Origin of the sequence: Fibrisoma limi BUZ 3 (genome assembly GCF_000296815.2) — a bacterium.
Taxonomy (GTDB): Bacteria; Bacteroidota; Bacteroidia; order Cytophagales; family Spirosomataceae; genus Fibrisoma; species Fibrisoma limi.
Map to the genome: position 1 here is coordinate 369,570 of NZ_CAIT01000007.1, position 15,779 is coordinate 385,348.

14 protein-coding genes are annotated in these 15,779 nt (G+C 53.0%); 5 read left to right on the forward strand and 9 right to left on the reverse strand.

What is annotated here, in order from left to right; all coding sequences use genetic code 11:
- Positions 1-56 precede the first annotated feature (56 nt).
- On the forward strand, positions 57-1,436 hold the full coding sequence (locus tag BN8_RS17805; protein WP_009283309.1) for a DUF4403 family protein: 1,380 nt from the start codon (positions 57-59) through the stop codon (positions 1,434-1,436).
- Positions 1,437-1,468: 32 nt separating this feature from the next.
- On the opposite strand, the gene BN8_RS17810 is transcribed toward BN8_RS17805, so the two are convergent.
- Entirely contained in the window at positions 1,469-1,891 is a 423-nt protein-coding gene (locus BN8_RS17810) for a GNAT family N-acetyltransferase (RefSeq protein WP_009283310.1), read from the reverse strand.
- A 218-nt stretch (positions 1,892-2,109) separates the two neighbouring features.
- Between BN8_RS17810 and BN8_RS17815 the strand changes: the two genes are divergently transcribed.
- Both BN8_RS17815 and BN8_RS17820 read left to right on the forward strand, forming a co-directional pair.
- Entirely contained in the window at positions 2,110-2,682 is a 573-nt protein-coding gene (locus BN8_RS17815; protein ID WP_009283311.1) for an HdeD family acid-resistance protein, read from the forward strand.
- 26 nt (positions 2,683-2,708) lie between these two features.
- Complete coding sequence (locus BN8_RS17820) at positions 2,709-3,635, forward strand: DUF3078 domain-containing protein (protein ID WP_009283312.1); 927 nt, start codon at positions 2,709-2,711, stop codon at positions 3,633-3,635.
- 60 nt (positions 3,636-3,695) lie between these two features.
- On the opposite strand, the gene BN8_RS17825 is transcribed toward BN8_RS17820, so the two are convergent.
- Together BN8_RS17825 and BN8_RS17830 are read right to left on the reverse strand one after the other, a co-directional pair.
- The gene (locus tag BN8_RS17825; RefSeq protein WP_009283313.1) at positions 3,696-5,123 is read right to left on the reverse strand and encodes a serine hydrolase domain-containing protein; all 1,428 of its coding nucleotides are present in this window, start codon (positions 5,121-5,123) and stop codon (positions 3,696-3,698) included.
- Positions 5,110-5,577: a MarR family winged helix-turn-helix transcriptional regulator gene (locus BN8_RS17830; RefSeq protein ID WP_009283314.1), complete on the reverse strand. Its 468-nt coding sequence runs from the start codon at positions 5,575-5,577 to the stop codon at positions 5,110-5,112. The genes BN8_RS17825 and BN8_RS17830 overlap by 14 nt, the downstream gene beginning before the upstream one ends.
- Before the next feature lie 241 nt (positions 5,578-5,818).
- Here BN8_RS17830 and BN8_RS17835 point away from each other — a divergent pair, with 241 nt between their 5' ends.
- Complete coding sequence (locus tag BN8_RS17835; protein ID WP_009283315.1) at positions 5,819-6,709, forward strand: AraC family transcriptional regulator; 891 nt, start codon at positions 5,819-5,821, stop codon at positions 6,707-6,709.
- A gap of 68 nt (positions 6,710-6,777) precedes the next feature.
- Positions 6,778-7,515: an SDR family oxidoreductase gene (locus tag BN8_RS17840; RefSeq protein WP_040006221.1), complete on the forward strand. Its 738-nt coding sequence runs from the start codon at positions 6,778-6,780 to the stop codon at positions 7,513-7,515.
- Between the two features lie 121 nt (positions 7,516-7,636).
- Here the strand turns inward: BN8_RS17840 and BN8_RS17845 are convergent, their stop codons facing one another.
- The 6 genes from BN8_RS17845 to BN8_RS17865 form a co-directional block, all read right to left on the reverse strand.
- The gene (locus BN8_RS17845) at positions 7,637-8,137 is read right to left on the reverse strand and encodes a DUF6169 family protein (protein ID WP_051041096.1); all 501 of its coding nucleotides are present in this window, start codon (positions 8,135-8,137) and stop codon (positions 7,637-7,639) included.
- Entirely contained in the window at positions 8,112-8,282 is a 171-nt protein-coding gene (locus BN8_RS33380) for a hypothetical protein (RefSeq protein WP_009283317.1), read from the reverse strand. The genes BN8_RS17845 and BN8_RS33380 overlap by 26 nt, the downstream gene beginning before the upstream one ends.
- A gap of 112 nt (positions 8,283-8,394) precedes the next feature.
- The gene (gene guaA / locus BN8_RS17850; protein ID WP_009283318.1) at positions 8,395-9,927 is read right to left on the reverse strand and encodes a glutamine-hydrolyzing GMP synthase; all 1,533 of its coding nucleotides are present in this window, start codon (positions 9,925-9,927) and stop codon (positions 8,395-8,397) included.
- Between the two features lie 55 nt (positions 9,928-9,982).
- Positions 9,983-12,076, reverse strand: a complete 2,094-nt coding sequence (locus tag BN8_RS17855; RefSeq protein ID WP_009283319.1) for a sialate O-acetylesterase — start codon at positions 12,074-12,076, stop codon at positions 9,983-9,985.
- Positions 12,077-12,203: 127 nt separating this feature from the next.
- On the reverse strand, positions 12,204-13,367 hold the full coding sequence (locus BN8_RS17860) for an exo-beta-N-acetylmuramidase NamZ family protein (RefSeq protein ID WP_009283320.1): 1,164 nt from the start codon (positions 13,365-13,367) through the stop codon (positions 12,204-12,206).
- 23 nt (positions 13,368-13,390) lie between these two features.
- Positions 13,391-15,574: an ATP-binding protein gene (locus tag BN8_RS17865; protein WP_009283321.1), complete on the reverse strand. Its 2,184-nt coding sequence runs from the start codon at positions 15,572-15,574 to the stop codon at positions 13,391-13,393.
- Between the last annotated feature and the right edge of the window lie 205 nt (positions 15,575-15,779).

Consider the following 15,779-nt stretch of genomic DNA (forward strand, 5'->3'; position numbering starts at 1 on the left):
ACCATCTGGTATCAGGCCGGTTATTGTGAGATAGTTAGCCAATTCACGCACATTTAATGAAACCCTTGGTGCCATTTTACATCCGGTATGCATGCGCGCTGGTTCTGCTTACCCTGCTGACACAATGTCGACACGTAGAGCCCCAGCCGCCAAAAGCCGAAGGATTTGACCAGCCATTGACACCCGCCAAATCATACGTAGCCGGCTCTGTTATTTTTCCGCTTCGGTTACTGGAAGATAAAATCAACCGGGAACTGGATACCGTACTGGTAGGGCGTGGCATTCCGGGCACGCTGTTTCCGTTTCGGGTGGCGCGGTCGGGGCGGGTTCAGATTCGATACGCAAATCAGCAGGTACGACTGTCGACGCCCCTGCAACTGTGGATATCGAAACCTTTCAGCTCCGACACAACTCCTCCCGATAAACCCTTCTGTTCGTTGCAAATCAACTTTCAGAGCCCATTGAACGTAACACCGGAGTGGCGATTGGCCAGTGAGGTCCGATTCACAGACTACGACTGGGTTATTAAGCCACAGATCCGCCTGCTGGGTAAGGAAATATCCCTGGCCAACCTGGTAAAGAAGCTACTCCAGACGTTTCAGCCAGGTATCGAAGCCGCCATTGATGGAGCCATCTATCAGGAACTGCGGCTCGATCAGATTGTGGCCCCTATCTGGAAAGACATCCAGCAGCCGTTGCAGATCAGTCAGCAGTACGGGTTGTGGCTTCTGCCCAAACCTTTGGCGGTTGAAGCCAGTCCGATCACTGGCGACAAGACAAAGATCGTCGCTCATATGCGCATCACCTTTGACACAAAAACAGCTCTTCAACTCAATAAACCCTCCTACTCGCCCAGTACCCTGCCAAAGCTACAGAAGCAGGAGCAGTTACCGCAAACTGCCGTTTTACGGTTGATGAGTTCCGTTCCTTATGACGATATAAATCAGGTGCTGCAACGTACGATCGCCCACGAACCACCCAAACTGGCTTTGGGGACTCTTACTGTAAAGCACGTATCTGTGTACGGAGGGCAGCGGTCACTCATCGTCAAAACTGAACTCGATGGGCTGGTGGATGGTACGGTATACCTGCGGGGTCGCCCAGTGTTCGATACGCTAACCAATACGCTGACGGTACAGCACCTCGATTTCGACACCGATACGGAAGCCGTGCTGCCCGCCCCCCTCCGGTCGCTGATTCACAAAGGCCTGATAAACGTACTTGACGGCATGCTGACCATTCGGCTGGCCGACGACATTCGGCAGTTTCCCGACAAAATCAGCAAGGCGTTTGCTTCCGGTGGCACCGGCAAAAAAGCGCAGTTGTTGATACAGACCTTTCGGTTTGTACCTCAGCAACTGGCGGTTCGGCCCGACGGCGTTCAAACGCTGATTCGGGTGGAATCAAAGGTGGCCGTGCAGATGAAAAAGTTATAGGTACGGCCAGACAGCGCCTGGCCACTATGATTTTATCGTTTTTTAGGCTGGCGCTGAAGCGGCTTCCAGAACCGGGTGCAGTCGTCGTACACCTCCCGTTTGAGGCCGTAGCCATTCTTTTGCCAGAAATTTCGCAGTACCCGTTCGCTTTCCTGGTTGGCGGTTGCTTCGGTGAGCGATCCCGAGAACTGCCCTCGAATCCAGATCGCGCCTTTGTTACGGGCAAACTCCTCAACCGCTTTCAACAGCTTCGTACCCAGCCCCTGCTGCCGGTTCGCCTTATCCGGAATCGTGACGGTGTTGAGGAAAAAATACGGCTGTCCATTGTACCACACGGCATACCGTCTGAATTCGCCGGTTGCATAACCAATAGGAAGGTTGTGGTCATCCAGCATGACAAGCCGATACGTCGGATGGCTCGAAGGAGTCGGATCGTGTTCGATTTGAAAAGTCATTGCCTGAAGTAGTTTTATAGCACAAATAAAATACAAATCTCTCTCTTATGCCATAGTTATATCATTTTCTATATTTCTCTTGTCTTATTACAGCCATTAATTGCGTTAGAAATAGTTGATCTCGCAGCGCTCAAAGGTTGGCTTGGTAACTTTGGTAAGTCGCGGCTCCCTTCGAAACCCTGGAAACATAACCTACGCTGAGGGGTTAACCCTTTATTATGGAAAATTCCGTTCGAAAATCAGTACGTAGGGTCATCCGGAACTGGTGGTTGTTGCTGCTTACGGGTCTGCTGCTGCTGGCGCTCGGCATCTGGATCATAGCATCGCCCGAAGACTCATATCGTTCGCTTACGATTCTGTTCAGCGTTAGTCTGACCATTACCGGCCTGACCGAAGTCGCAGCCGCCATTTCGCACCGCCAATCCATCGACGGCTGGGGCTGGACACTGGCCGGTGGGTTAATTGACCTGGCACTGGGGCTCTATTTCCTCGCCAACCTTGACGTAACGATGACTGTTCTGCCCATCTTAATGGGCATCTGGTTACTGTTTCGGGGGGTGCTGGCCATCGGGACATCGATGAACTTACGGGCCTACGGGGCACCCAACTGGGGACTAAGCCTGGCACTGGGTATTGGCATCATTGTTTTTGCCTTCCTGATAGTCAATAACCCGCAGTTCGGTGCGCTGAACATCGTCGTCTGGACAGGTCTCTCGTTCATTCTGGCCGGCATTTTCCGAATCATCCTGTCATTACGCCTGCTGAGACTGAAAGAGCGCCTGGATGAGTAAGCAGTGCAGGTATTTACGGTGTCTTTATGCTGCGACTGCTACGAATCATTATCTTGTTGTTGATCAGTACGGCCTCCGCCTGGAGCCAAACCGATACGTTACCCTCTCTCCGGATGCTGCTGAACCGGGGCAATACAGTCGATAGTGTTGTGGCGCGGCCCGACTCGATCTACTGGCGGCATACGTTGGAAGCCGGTATCAACCTGAACCAGGGGTCGTTCAGCAATAACTGGACAGGAGGTGGCGTCAATTCGATTGCGCTGGGTCTACTCGTCAATGGAAAACTGTCCTATCGGCGCAACCGATTCAACTGGGGCATCCGGACGCAGTTACAGTACGGTATCGTCAAAAATGCCCAGCAGGCCCTGCGCAAAAACACCGACCGGCTGTTTTTCGACGGCAAAGCCGGTTACCGCATCAGTACCCGCTGGCAGTGGTTTGGGTCGCTGACGTTGCTCTCGCAGTTTGCGCCCGGTTTCAACTACGTTACGTTGCCATCGGGGATTGAAGCGGCCAACCAGATCTCCAACTTCTTCGCCCCGGCCTACCTGACCGAATCTTTCGGTCTTACCTATGAGCCCAGCGACGGCTTCGACCTCCGGCTGGGTGTGCTTACCCTCCGGCAGACGTTCGTTACCGACACAACGGTTCGGCAGTACATACCAGAAAACTATGGTGTGCCGCCCGATCAGACGTCGCGTACCGAAATAGCGTTTCAGTTTGTGGCTAACTACGACCAGGATTTTGCGCAGAACCTGAAAGTTCGGTACCAGTTCTTCGCCGACTACCGCAACCTGGCGGCACCGGACCACCGTGTTGATCTGACCCTGACGGGCAAGATCAATAAGCTCTTCAACGCCAACCTGAGCGGGGTACTGCTTTACGACCAGGACCAGGACACCCGGATTCAATACAGCCAGGCGCTGGCCGTGGGGCTGCTGCTGACGTTATAACACTTGTAGCAAGCTGACAGTTAAGTTACCCTTCTCCTACTGCCAGCTCCCCGTTTCTTCCTATTTACCCATCTTCTGAAGCATCATCTTTGCCCAGAAATTCTCCGGATCGACTTTGAGCGCCTGTTCGAAGGCCAGTTTGGCTTCATCCTGTTTCTTCAGGCCGTAGTAGGCGTCACCAATGCATTCGTATACCCAGGCCTGATTCGGGAATGCAGTTTCGGCGATACGTGCCAGTTCCAGCGCCTGTTCGTGGCGTTTCAACTCGTTCAGCCCGTTGAACAGGTCAATGTAATCGCCGGGGGCAGGTTTATACTGGTACCCGGCTTTCAGAATATACTTGAAGCGATCCCGCACATCGGCAAAGCCCTTCCGGTCGATCTCGTCGATAACCGAGCGAACAAATTCACGGGTAGGCATCTGCGTTTTACCGGTGTACGCGATGTCGAGCATTTTCCGGGTTACTTCCTTCGGGTTCAGGTGCTGATTAATCAGAACAATGGCTACGTATTCATCGTCCGGCACCATTCGGAAATCGGCCGACCATCCCCCTATACCCCCATCGTGCGAAACCTGTTTACGGCCATGTTCCTCGGTAATGACAAACCCGTAGCCATAGTAGCTGTTTTTCTTCGGCTGCACATATGGCGTCCACATCGTCTGGCGAGTCTGGACCGGAACAGCTTTTAAAAACCACCGGCTGAATCGCCAGAGATCCGCTACGTTCGTCATGGCTCCCCCGTCCGGAAATGCCGGATCATTTCCGGATTTTACTGAAATGAACGACGTATTGGTGAATAATTCATAGGGCGTCGCTTCGTTAGGTGCCACGAACCCCTTGGGCTGCAGGTACGTACTGGTCATTCCCGCCGGGTGGAAAATGCGCTCCTGCAGCAGCGTTTCGTAGGATTGACCGGTCACTTTCTCCGCAATTTTTCCGAGCAGGATATAACCCGAGTTAGAATACCTGAATTCCTTACCCAATGTATCCCGCACCGATACCCGCGCCACCACCAGCGGCATAATGTCGTCGCTGGATTTGGCGTTGCGTCGTAGCTGGTCATAATCCGGATGCACCATGTAGTTGCCGGTATAACCAGTATGCGTCAGCAGATGATGCACCAGAATGCGGTCGCCGTTGGGCACGTTCCACGTTGGCAAATACGAACTGACGGTTTTCTGCAAGTCAACTTTGCCTTCATTGACCAATTGCAGGATCAGGGTAGCCGTGAAAATCTTGCCTACCGACGCGATGCTGAAGTTGGTCGATGGTTGAATGGCTACGTTCTTTTCGCGGTCGGCCAGCCCTAGCCCCCTCTGATACAGAATCTTGTCGCCCTTAGCCAGCAGCACGGTGCCGCTAAAGAATCGCTGGTGGACGTAGCTGTCCATCAATGAATCCAGCTTTTGCGTGAGCAGATCCTGACCGAAGCCGGTTTGGACCAGGGCCAACAGAAGCCCGATTGGTACTAGTTTACGCGTGTTCATCGTGTAGTTGTTGTGTTGATTCTGAGGAATGTATGGAACAATTTAAAAAGATAATTTCGAGCCAGCATTTGAGTTGCTCAACGACAGCTTCGTCCAGTCCGGAGAGCGCCTGCATGCGGTTCTGCGCAATCGCGGGCGCTACGTCGGCGATTAGTTGACAACCCGATTCGGTCAGCTTCATGTCCAGTTTACGCCGGTCGGCCAGGCTGGTCGTTCGATCCAATAACCCTTTTTTTACGAGCAGTTCAATGATTCGGGCAATCGATGCCTGATCCTTGAACACCTGTTCGGCAATGTCCATCTGCCCTACATCAGGCATGTCGCGGATTACATTCAGCACCAGCCACTGATCAATGGTAATGTCGATACCCCGCCGGTCAATGCCGGCCTGGGCAAACTGCCGATAGCGCTTTATCGCCTTTTCCAGTGTGTAGAAGATGACTTCGTTCAGCATGAGAGCTCAAAATAAATATGATATATCATAATATGCAATGTCATATAAATTGTTTTGAGTGAACGGTAATACCCGAAGCCCGGTTACTTTTCTCAGTCAGGCTTTGTTCCTGTTGTAACGTTATTATTATTCAATCGTAGCGTAGATTCATAAAGTCAAGCACGTTTGATTTGCCGGTATTTCAATTAAGAAAAGTTTAAAACCAGAAATCAATCCCAGACTCTAGTTTTAGTTTTAAGCCATGATTGTACGTACCCATAACCAGCCGGTCCCGACATACACATTAGAGCAAGACCCTGTACTAGGCGGTACATTATTCAGTATGGCCCGGTTTGAAGGGACGCTGACGCACCAGTCGGACCTTCTGACACCGCATCGAAAGAACTACTACCTGCTTGTTTTTGTACAGCGTGGAAATGGTCGTCATTGGGTGGATATGACGCCCTACGTAACTAAAGCAAACACAGTCTATTTCTTCGGGCCGAACCAGCTAGTTGTAAAAGAAGACCCTAAACCGTTCTGGAGCACTGGTATTGCTTTCACGACCGAATTTCTGGCCTTGCAGGAAAATGTCGCCTTATCCAAACTGCCGTTAATTCAGAATCCGCAAAACGGTCATGAACTGTTGCTCACGGAGGCCGATGTGGCTTTTGTAAACGATACGCTGGAAAAACTCTACGCTGAGTATCAACAGCACGGCGAGTGGCAACAACGTATGCTGGCCGCGTATCTGACGGTCCTGATCACCTACCTGAGTCGGTTGTATACGGAGCAGTTCAAAAGCGATGAACCGTCGGCCGACAAACTGTTGGTAAAAAAATACCAGGCTAAAATCGACGAATGTTTCCGCGACCTGCACGAAGTTGGTGAGTACGCTTCGTTGCTTAATTTGTCGGCCGGGCATTTGAGCGAGGTAGTGAAAGCGCAAAGCGGCAAACCAGCCATCACCCACATCCACGAGCGACTGGTACTGGAAGCCCGACGCCTGCTCTTTCATACCCAACATTCGGCCAAGGAGATCGCTTTTGACCTGGGTTTTTCGGACCCTTCCTACTTTACCCGCTTCTTTAAACGCGAAACCGGCGTAACACCAGCCGACTACCGGACTACCATCCGTGAAATGTACCATTAATACCGATGGATGTGTTCCGGTCGGGCGCAACGGGCGCAGTAGCTTTGTGTTGTCAAACAAAAAGGAAAATGAAGACAACACTCATCACGGGAGCCAACAAAAGCATCGGCTTCGAAACAGCCAGACAGTTGCTACAGAAGGGGTACTACGTTTATCTGGGCAGCCGCGATCTGCAAAAAGGTCAGCAGGCGGTCGATCAACTGAAATCGGAAGGATTTACCAACGTTGAACCCATAACGATTGACGTTGATAATCCAGACTCCATAAAATCCGCCCGGGAAACGATTGGTCAGAAAACCAACGTACTGGACGTACTAATCAATAATGCGGGTATCAGTGGCGGGTTCCCTCAAACAGCGGTCAGTGCTGATATTACAATGTTCCGGCAAGTGCTCGAAACCAACTTTTTCGGAGCAATTGAAACGACGCAGGCCTTTATGGACCTGCTGAACCAGTCAACAGAGCCAAGGATCGTTAACGTTACGTCCGGCCTCGGATCACTCACGCTGCACAGTGACCCTTCCTGGAAATATTATGATGTAAAAGGTGCCTGTTATACATCATCTAAAGCAGCCCTGAATGCCTATACAATTGTGTTGGCCTACGAACTGCGCGATACTCCGTTTAAGGTAAATGCGGTTGATCCTGGCTACACTGCCACCGATTTCAATCACCACAGTGGTCCGGGAACCGTGCCCGATGCGGCTGCCCGTCTGGTAAAAGCCGCCATGTTAGGTCCGGATGGTCCAACGGGCCAGTTTTTCAGCGATGACAACGCCCCGGAAACGGGGATAAGTCCCTGGTAAGAACCGGATTTCCGGCTTGTTGATCATCAAAAGATCACCTTTTTGTGCTTACCTGTCTTACTTAATAGCTGGTCTCTTGCTGTTAAATGAAGTGGTCGGCCGCGTCACGCGGCCGACCACTTCATTTATTATCCTGATCTAATTCGTAGAAAACGTCTAAAACATCGGCAAGATTCGGATGCTGATCATGAAGAATAATAGAAATCAACGCAATTCGCTCACCGTCTGGAATAGCCCTGTCAAATTTTGCCATATGTGGTCGAATGTCAGTATAAAACCAGGACGTAAATTTTCGAGCACGCGCGGTATGTCTACCATCAGAACAATCACATACAAAAACAATGACCTGCTCCTTGGAATGAAAAAAATCGTAGAAAATGGTATGAATTGTAGTTGCCGTTAGCGGACCCGCAGGTAAACGGCCAGTAATTGGCTTGTCTACTACCGAAATAATCATCTCGAAAGCCTGAATAACTAATTCAGGACGAGACTCGAACAAGTAACCTGACGGCACGAATTTGATTTCGTACACAACCTCGTGTTCTGTTACAAAAAAGTACGAGTTCTGTCTGCCACCGACAAAGCTGAACTCGTACCTATCGGCTGATGCGTCGTTGGGCATTTCGCTGCTTTAAATCATCAATAATAGCCCGCACCTCCGGGTTACTACGATAATTCTCTTTTGAGGCTTTTTGCTCCTGCTCTTTTACCTCCAATAATTTGCGCACAATTGCCATACCACGTAATGGCTTATTCACTGCATCCATACCTTTACTTGGTTTTGTCTCCTGTTATCAGTATTTACTATAACACAGATTGTAAGACCAATAGTTTGGCATCCGTCTCATGGACAGGTGCCCGTCCCTGAACTCAACCGACCTACTCCCACTCGATCGTAGCAGGTGGTTTCGATGAAATATCGTACACGACGCGGTTAACGCCCTTGACCTTGTTGATGATCTCGTTGGAGATGTCGGCCAGGAACTCATACGGCAGGTGCGCCCAGTCGGCGGTCATACCGTCGACGCTCGTAACGGCGCGTAGTGCCACGACCCGCTCGTAGGTCCGCTCATCACCCATGACGCCCACCGACTGAATCGGCAGCAGGATAGCACCGGCCTGCCAGACCTTATCATATAATCCCTCGCGCTTCAGTCCGTTAATGAACAACGCGTCCACTTCCTGCAGAATCTGTACTTTCTCAGCCGTGATGTCGCCCAGAATCCGGATGGCTAAGCCCGGCCCGGGGAACGGATGGCGACCCAGAATCGTGTCGGGTAAGCCTAGTGTCTTACCAACCGCCCGCACCTCGTCTTTGAAGAGCGTATTCAGCGGCTCCACAACCTTCAACTTCATGAAATCGGGCAGCCCGCCTACGTTGTGGTGAGATTTAATGGTAGCCGACGGGCCTTTTACCGAAACGGATTCAATAACATCGGGGTAGATAGTACCCTGCCCCAGCCACGATACGTCCTCGATCAGATGGGCTTCCTGATCGAATACGTCGATGAATGTTTTGCCGATGGCTTTCCGCTTTGCTTCCGGATCGGTCAGGCCGGTCAGAGCACCGTAGAACTGTTGTTTGGAATCGACCCCTTTTACGTTCAGCCCGAGTTCTTTGTAGCTTTCCAGAACGTCTTCAAACTCGTCTTTGCGCAGAACGCCGTTATCGACAAAAATGCAGTAGAGATTCGCGCCGATAGCCCGGTGGATGAGCGTGGCCGCAACCGACGAATCGACGCCCCCCGACAGGCCCATCACGACCTTATCATCACCCAGTTTTTCTTTTAACTGCGCAACAGTCGATTCAACAAACGAATCGGCGGTCCAGCTCTGGGAGCAGCCGCAGATGTCGACCACAAAGTTCCTGAGCAGTACTTTCCCCTGTAGTGAATGCGTCACCTCAGGGTGAAACTGAATGCCGTACGTCTGTTCGCCTTCAATCTGAAAAGCAGCAACGCGTACCGTATCCGTTGACGCAATGACGTTGAAATTATCGGGAACGGTCATGATTGTGTCCGCGTGCGACATCCAGACCTGCGAGTGCTGATCGATGCCGTGCAACAGCGGATTCTGATCATTGACGGTACCCAGTTTTACCCGTCCGTATTCACGAATCGACGAGGGTTTTACTTCACCCCCACTCGACTGTGCCATAAGCTGAGCCCCGTAGCAGAGGCCGAGCACCGGTGCCTGGTGGCGTAGCGCGTTCAGGTCGACTGTTGGCGCATCGGCATCCCGCACAGAAGACGGACTTCCGGAGAGAATAATGCCCTTAACAGCTGAGGTAATTTCGGGGAGGTGATTATACGGATGAATCTCGCAGTAAACGTTCAGTTCGCGGACCCGGCGAGCGATCAATTGGGTATACTGCGAACCAAAATCTAGAATCAGAATTTGTTCGGTGGCCATGATAGGTATCCAAAATGCAAAGTTAGGGCATTTTTCGATACGTGGCTCAACAATCTCAACGACCCACCACCAATCGGCAGCGCAGAACCGCCTGCCGATGCTCCACCGCCAGCAGATACGCCCCGGTCGGTAAATCCTTCACCGACGCCAACACGAGCGGTTCCCCGCCCGTAACCCGCTCGGAACGACGCCAGACAACCCGGCCGGTCGCGTCGGTCAGCGTAAGCCGGACAGGAGCGCCCGCCCAGCCGACCGGTACTTCGATCCGCACCTCGTCGCTGGCGGGATTGGGATACACCCGCGCTACTCCTTCGTGTTCGTCCAGCCCCAGCACCAGCCGCAGCGAAGCCGTTACCACGGGCGAATAGTCGGCTTCGGCTCGTCGGCTTAGTGCCCGCACCCGGTACTGGTAAAGCGCGTCGAGCCGCAAACTTTCGGTAGCCTGACCGGGCGAACGCCGGGGGTCATCATACGTCAGCACGGAACCCGACAGCGTAGCAATTGGCCGGAACTGGTCCGTACTGTCGGCACGCTCGACCAGCCACTGCTCCACCTCATCGACGGGCTGGTTCCAGCTCAGCCGGACGTAGCTGGTATCAACGGCCACCGCCTGCAAATCGGTCGCAACCGGCAACGGAGCCGCAATCGGTACCCGGAAGAACGTCAGCGCCCGCATACCCCGGCGGTTCTGGATAAACGGCCCTGCAAAGTAGCCAAGCTGCCCGTCCTGGTAGTACGAGGGCAGGTACGTCAGGGTTTGGGCGTACATCGGCTTCTTCAGTTTCAGAATGATACGGTTGCCCTGCTCCGTCGCGGACTGAATAAAATTAGCTTCTCCACCCGGATAATCGGTATACATGAACAAGGGCAAAGCCAGTTGTGACCGGTTCCCGTTGGCCGGGTTCACCAGCGTCGTATCGGCCTGCCACCGCATCATCTGCCCCGGATTAAATTCCAGCACCAGTTCATCGCGGGCGGGCGTGCGAAAGAAAATACGCTGGATGTCCGGCGATTCTATATTGCTCGTATCCGTGGAGCCGTAAAAGTCGCGGGCTACCAGGCGAAACAGCTCCCGCCCGAACTGTCGGTACCCCTCATTGCCGAAATGGACCCCGTTGTAGGCCGCCAGTCCGACCGTAGCAATGGGCTGGTTGTCGGGAAAAATCTGTTTGGACCGACGCTGAAAATCCCGCAGTTCTCCAGCCCCCAGCACCGGATCAGTCAGTAGGTTTAACTGCGAATGATACACTTTCTGGAGGTTTGGATAATCCAGCTTCCAGTGTTTATAAAGTTGTGGAAACCACTGCATATACGCCCCCGGATTGCCCTGCGCTTCGGCCTCGCCCTGCCGCCAGATCATGGCCCGCACCCGGTCGGCCACCCCCGCTTTTCGTACCCGGTACAACAGCCGCCCGTAAAGCGTAGTCAAGTCAGCAGGCCGGCCTTCCGTCCGCATGGTGTGTTCCCCGATGGTAGTCGAAGGAGCGGCCCCATTAATAACGGCCGTTGGAATACCGTGCTGCTCTTTTATTAACCGTTGGAGTTCAACACCCCACAGGCTGTTTAGCCCTTCGTTGGTATTGATCAGGCACCAGGCCGTATCGGCCGGATTGTAGGGCGTGCCGGGGCGGTTTACGCCGAACGAACGGCAGAACTCATTGCGGTACGGATTCGGATCGGACCCGCCCACCGCGTTTGACTGCCCCATGATCAGAAATACGTCCCCACAAACAATACTGTCCCGAACAGCCACCCGTATGGAATCCCCCACCGACGACAGTCCATTGACCGCCGGATTGACCGGGGCGCGATGCGCGAAGAGTTGAAAGCTATACTCAGCCAGTTCGGCTTTGATAACCGGCTTAAAACCAAACCGCCCCGTATTGGACTCAACGGGGACGCGTTCGTAGCGATACCGCTGCTGGTTCCGCAGCACGACCAGCGAAACGGCCGTAATGGTTGCGGACGATGCGCGGCCGGTGATGCTGACCGAACACTGGCTATTCTGGTCGCGCGGATACAACTGCAACGGAGCCGGCCATTGGTCGAGCGTGACCTGAGCCTGACTCGGCAGGGACCGGCAAAGAATCGCTAACAGCGTCAGAATGAAGAGTCGCACGTAGGTATGGTCAACAAAACAGGCAAACATAGCCACATGTCCGGTATAGCGGTGGCATTCGGTGATTTTATTCAACCTGAATCGACGAAACGGTCTGTTGAACAGAATTGTTGGCTTTTATTAGCCGACAAGGCCGATTCTGTCCGCTACCGACGGCTTACGGATACAGCAGGTATTTCTTACGGATTGTTTTGTAGGCATCCAGAGCCGGTTGCCAGCTTTTTCGAATGTCGGCTTCCGATACGCCTGCCTTGAGCTGAAGCCGGAGCTGGTCGCTCCCGTACAGCTTATCGATAAAATTAGTCCCGAGTATGAATTTGTCCTTATCAGGCGCTTTGTTGTAGAAATCAATAACGTATTTCAGCGTAAACCCCAGCTTCCGGGCGTCGACTTTTGTCAGATCCAGGCCGTAGCAGACCTGCCCTTCATTGGGCGGGTTCATGGCCCCCGGCTTATCGACAGGCGTAAACTGAAACGTACCGTTTTTCGGATTGGGCGACCCGATCACCTGAAACTGTTTGTCCGTACCGCGCCCCACACTGACGACCGTTCCCTCGAACAGACAAAGTGACGGATAGAGCAGAATAGCCTGCCGGTTCGGCAAGTTAGGCGACGGCGCCACGGGCAGCTCGTAAGCCGTCTGGTGCGTGTAGCCTTTCACCGGGATTACCGTCAGCGGGCAGTTTTTACCCCCACCCAGCCAGTTTTCTCCGTTGATCATCCGGGCCAGTTCGCCGACCGTCAGCCCGTGGACAATGGGAATGGGATGCATCCCGACAAAGGATTTGAACTTTGGATCAAGAACCGGTCCATCGACGTAGTGGCCGTTCGGATTCGGCCGGTCGAGAATGATCAGCGGTTTGTTCACCCCGGCGCAGGCCTCCATTACGTAGTGAAGGGTACTGATGTAAGTATAAAAGCGAGCCCCCACATCCTGAATGTCAAACAGAATCACATCAAGCGAATCGAGCTGCTGGGGGGTCGGTTTGAGGTTTTTCCCGTACAGTGAAATGATCGAAATGCCGGTCCGGGGGTCGCGGCCATCGGCAATCTTATCGCCGGCGCTGGCTTGTCCGCGGAAACCATGTTCGGGAGCAAATATCGTCTTGATGGTAATCCCGAGGGCTTTCAGGCTATCGACCAGATGACGACGACCGATGATTGAGGTTTGATTGACCACCATTCCGACGCGTTTACCCCGTATCGACGGCAGATAAAGATTCGTTTGTTCGGCTCCGGTTTGAAGGGCAGATTTTGATTGAGCAACGGCGAGTTGACTTAGCAGGCAGAGCGTGATAATGAAGTGTTTCATAAAGTGCATTTCGCAATCAGATTGGGAATTCGTCAGTTGACAGGCAGCCGAATACGAAAGGTGGTTCCGGTGGAGCCGGTGGATTCCAGCGACAACGTACCTCTATGCCCTTTGGTAATGATATCGTAACTTAACGATAGCCCCAGTCCTGTCCCCTGTCCAGTTGGTTTGGTAGTAAAAAAAGGCTGAAATATCTTTTCTCTAATGCCTTCGGGCACACCAAATCCATTATCCCGTACATCAATAACCACGGTATTGCCCGATCGAGAGGTACTGACAGACACAGTTGGGGTATAACCTGCCGGCTCTTTGGCGGCCCGTTCCCGAACGGCGTGGAACGCGTTGTTGAACAGATTGAGCAACACCCGGCCGATGTCCTGCGGCACGACAGTGACCGTTCCCAGGCTGTCATCATACTGGGTTACGAGCTGTGCATTGAAGTGCTCCGGCGGACCGGTCGAACCGTGCTTATCCTGGGCTCGTATTCCGTGGTAGGCCAGCCGCAGAAATTCGTCGACGAGGGCGTTCAGATCGACCGGTTCCGATTGCCCAGCGCTGGTTCGGGTGTGGTCGAGCATACTGCGAACAATCCCCGCGGCCCGGCTCCCGTGCTGGCTGATTTTGGTCAGATTCTGCTCCAGGTCCGTCAGCAGTTCAGCTTCGAGCTCACTGTCCCGTTGCGTTCCTTTTTCGGCTTCCTCTTTCAGCTCCGCCACCAGTTCGACCGATACGTCGGCGAAGTTGTTGACGAAGTTCAGCGGATTCTGGATTTCGTGGGCGATACCGGCCGTCAGCTCCCCCAGCGACGCCATTTTTTCGCGCTGAATCAGTTGTTCTTGCGTGTCGTGTAATTCGGCCAGAGATTGCGTCAGCTTGGCGGTCCGTTCGGCTACCTGCCGTTCAAGTTTTTCGTTCTGTTCCTTCAGAATCGATTCTTTTTCGGCCGAAAGCTGCTCGATCTCAGCCAGCCGCTCTTCCAGCTTCTGGTTTGTCTGCGCGTGGTCGCGGGCCAGCAGAATGGCAAATCCAACAGGCAACGCCATAAAAAACAGAAGATTTATTACGTTGCTTATGTAAGGGCTGTACTGGGGTAAGCTACTGGACAACCAATAGCTTATCAGCGCCCCAACCAGAAGTATGGCCAGCATGATCAGGATAGTCGACAACAGCAATTGGGCATTGGCCCGACGACTGCGCACTGCCAGCCGACTAACGCGTATACCTTCCAGAATCATCAGGATCAACAGCAGGCTGTTAAGCAGGTTGAGTCCAAGCTCCGGCCCCAGGTAGTCAACACAAATGCGTGATACGACCAACGCCGTAGTCAGACTCCAGAACCACCAGCCAAACGGCTGCTTCAGATAAGCGTAATAAGAGGCCAGCAACAACGAAATGAAGAACATCACGACCATACCGGCGCAAAACGACACCCAGTCGGCGAGTTCCGTATTACTTTCCACCGCCAGTACGTCCGTCAGCGTAAGGCTATACGTCCCAAGCAGCATAGCCACGGCAAAAATCAGATTCGTCCGTTGCCGTCGGTACGCGTAGTAGAGAAAGTGAATGACACTCAGCAGCAAAAAGACGCCGACGACGATGTAGTTGGCGATTGTACTGACGTAAAGATGGCTCGCAATCTCTTCGATCAGTCCGCTGGTGGGTACCAGTCGGGCCAAAAAGATCGGCCCCGTTAAGTAAAACCGTTTGGGTACGTACCAGGGTGGTCTATGCTGCGACAGACGGACGGCCAGTACGTGTTTTCCCGCCGAGAGCGATGGCAGCAAATAGCGCTCCCAGGTTTTGGGCGTGTACGCCTGTTGCTGGTCGTAACTGGCCCCTACCGTTCCCAGCCGCCGGAACAACGTACCATCCAGATAAATTTCCGAGGCACCTACCTGATTCAGATGTAGCGAAAGCGTCTGCTGCGCCACGGCCGAATCCAGTGCAAACGTCAGCCGAAACCAACCCAGTGGCGACTTTTCAAACGCGGGAACACTGGTAATGCTTTGAAACGGTTTGCTGGAATCCCAGCGACTGTCGTCAAAATCGGGCTTTGCCCAGGCCGGATTATCACCGGAGTGCCACCGCCAGCCCGTACGAATGAGTAATCCAGTAGCGGGTAAACTATCAATCCGGGCGATTTGCTGAGCCTGCCCGTTCTCAGGCAACGATACCAGTCCAATCAGCAACAGCACCAGATACAGCCGGATTCTCATTCGGATAACGTAGTTTTTACCAGCTAAAATAAACAGGTGTTGTGGCAAATCATATCGGACTCCGATGTTCCCCAGCCTCCTGGTTATGAAATACTCTCTTTTCGTTCGGTAGCGATCCGTAGCAACAACAAAAAGATCAGCCTTTTTAGGCGGGTGCCCTCGTTTCTGCGTTACTTCTGTGTTGTATCCGTTAGATTTGCCCAAC

What these genes read in the sequence shown, in the direction of transcription:
- BN8_RS17825 (WP_009283313.1), bottom strand. Translation starts at nt 5,123, where the DNA reads ATGAACACGCGTAAACTAGTACCAATCGGGCTTCTGTTGGCCCTGGTC.
- BN8_RS17815 (WP_009283311.1), top strand. Translation starts at nt 2,110, where the DNA reads ATGGAAAATTCCGTTCGAAAATCAGTACGTAGGGTCATCCGGAACTGG.
- BN8_RS17835 (WP_009283315.1), top strand. Translation starts at nt 5,819, where the DNA reads ATGATTGTACGTACCCATAACCAGCCGGTCCCGACATACACATTAGAG.
- BN8_RS17805 (WP_009283309.1), top strand. Translation starts at nt 57, where the DNA reads ATGAAACCCTTGGTGCCATTTTACATCCGGTATGCATGCGCGCTGGTT.
- BN8_RS17820 (WP_009283312.1), top strand. Translation starts at nt 2,709, where the DNA reads ATGCTGCGACTGCTACGAATCATTATCTTGTTGTTGATCAGTACGGCC.
- BN8_RS17830 (WP_009283314.1), bottom strand. Translation starts at nt 5,577, where the DNA reads ATGCTGAACGAAGTCATCTTCTACACACTGGAAAAGGCGATAAAGCGC.
- BN8_RS17810 (WP_009283310.1), bottom strand. Translation starts at nt 1,891, where the DNA reads ATGACTTTTCAAATCGAACACGATCCGACTCCTTCGAGCCATCCGACG.
- BN8_RS17865 (WP_009283321.1), bottom strand. Translation starts at nt 15,574, where the DNA reads ATGAGAATCCGGCTGTATCTGGTGCTGTTGCTGATTGGACTGGTATCG.
- BN8_RS17855 (WP_009283319.1), bottom strand. Translation starts at nt 12,076, where the DNA reads ATGTTTGCCTGTTTTGTTGACCATACCTACGTGCGACTCTTCATTCTG.
- BN8_RS33380 (WP_009283317.1), bottom strand. Translation starts at nt 8,282, where the DNA reads ATGGATGCAGTGAATAAGCCATTACGTGGTATGGCAATTGTGCGCAAA.
- BN8_RS17840 (WP_040006221.1), top strand. Translation starts at nt 6,778, where the DNA reads ATGAAGACAACACTCATCACGGGAGCCAACAAAAGCATCGGCTTCGAA.
- BN8_RS17860 (WP_009283320.1), bottom strand. Translation starts at nt 13,367, where the DNA reads ATGCACTTTATGAAACACTTCATTATCACGCTCTGCCTGCTAAGTCAA.
- guaA (WP_009283318.1), bottom strand. Translation starts at nt 9,927, where the DNA reads ATGGCCACCGAACAAATTCTGATTCTAGATTTTGGTTCGCAGTATACC.
- BN8_RS17845 (WP_051041096.1), bottom strand. Translation starts at nt 8,137, where the DNA reads ATGCCCAACGACGCATCAGCCGATAGGTACGAGTTCAGCTTTGTCGGT.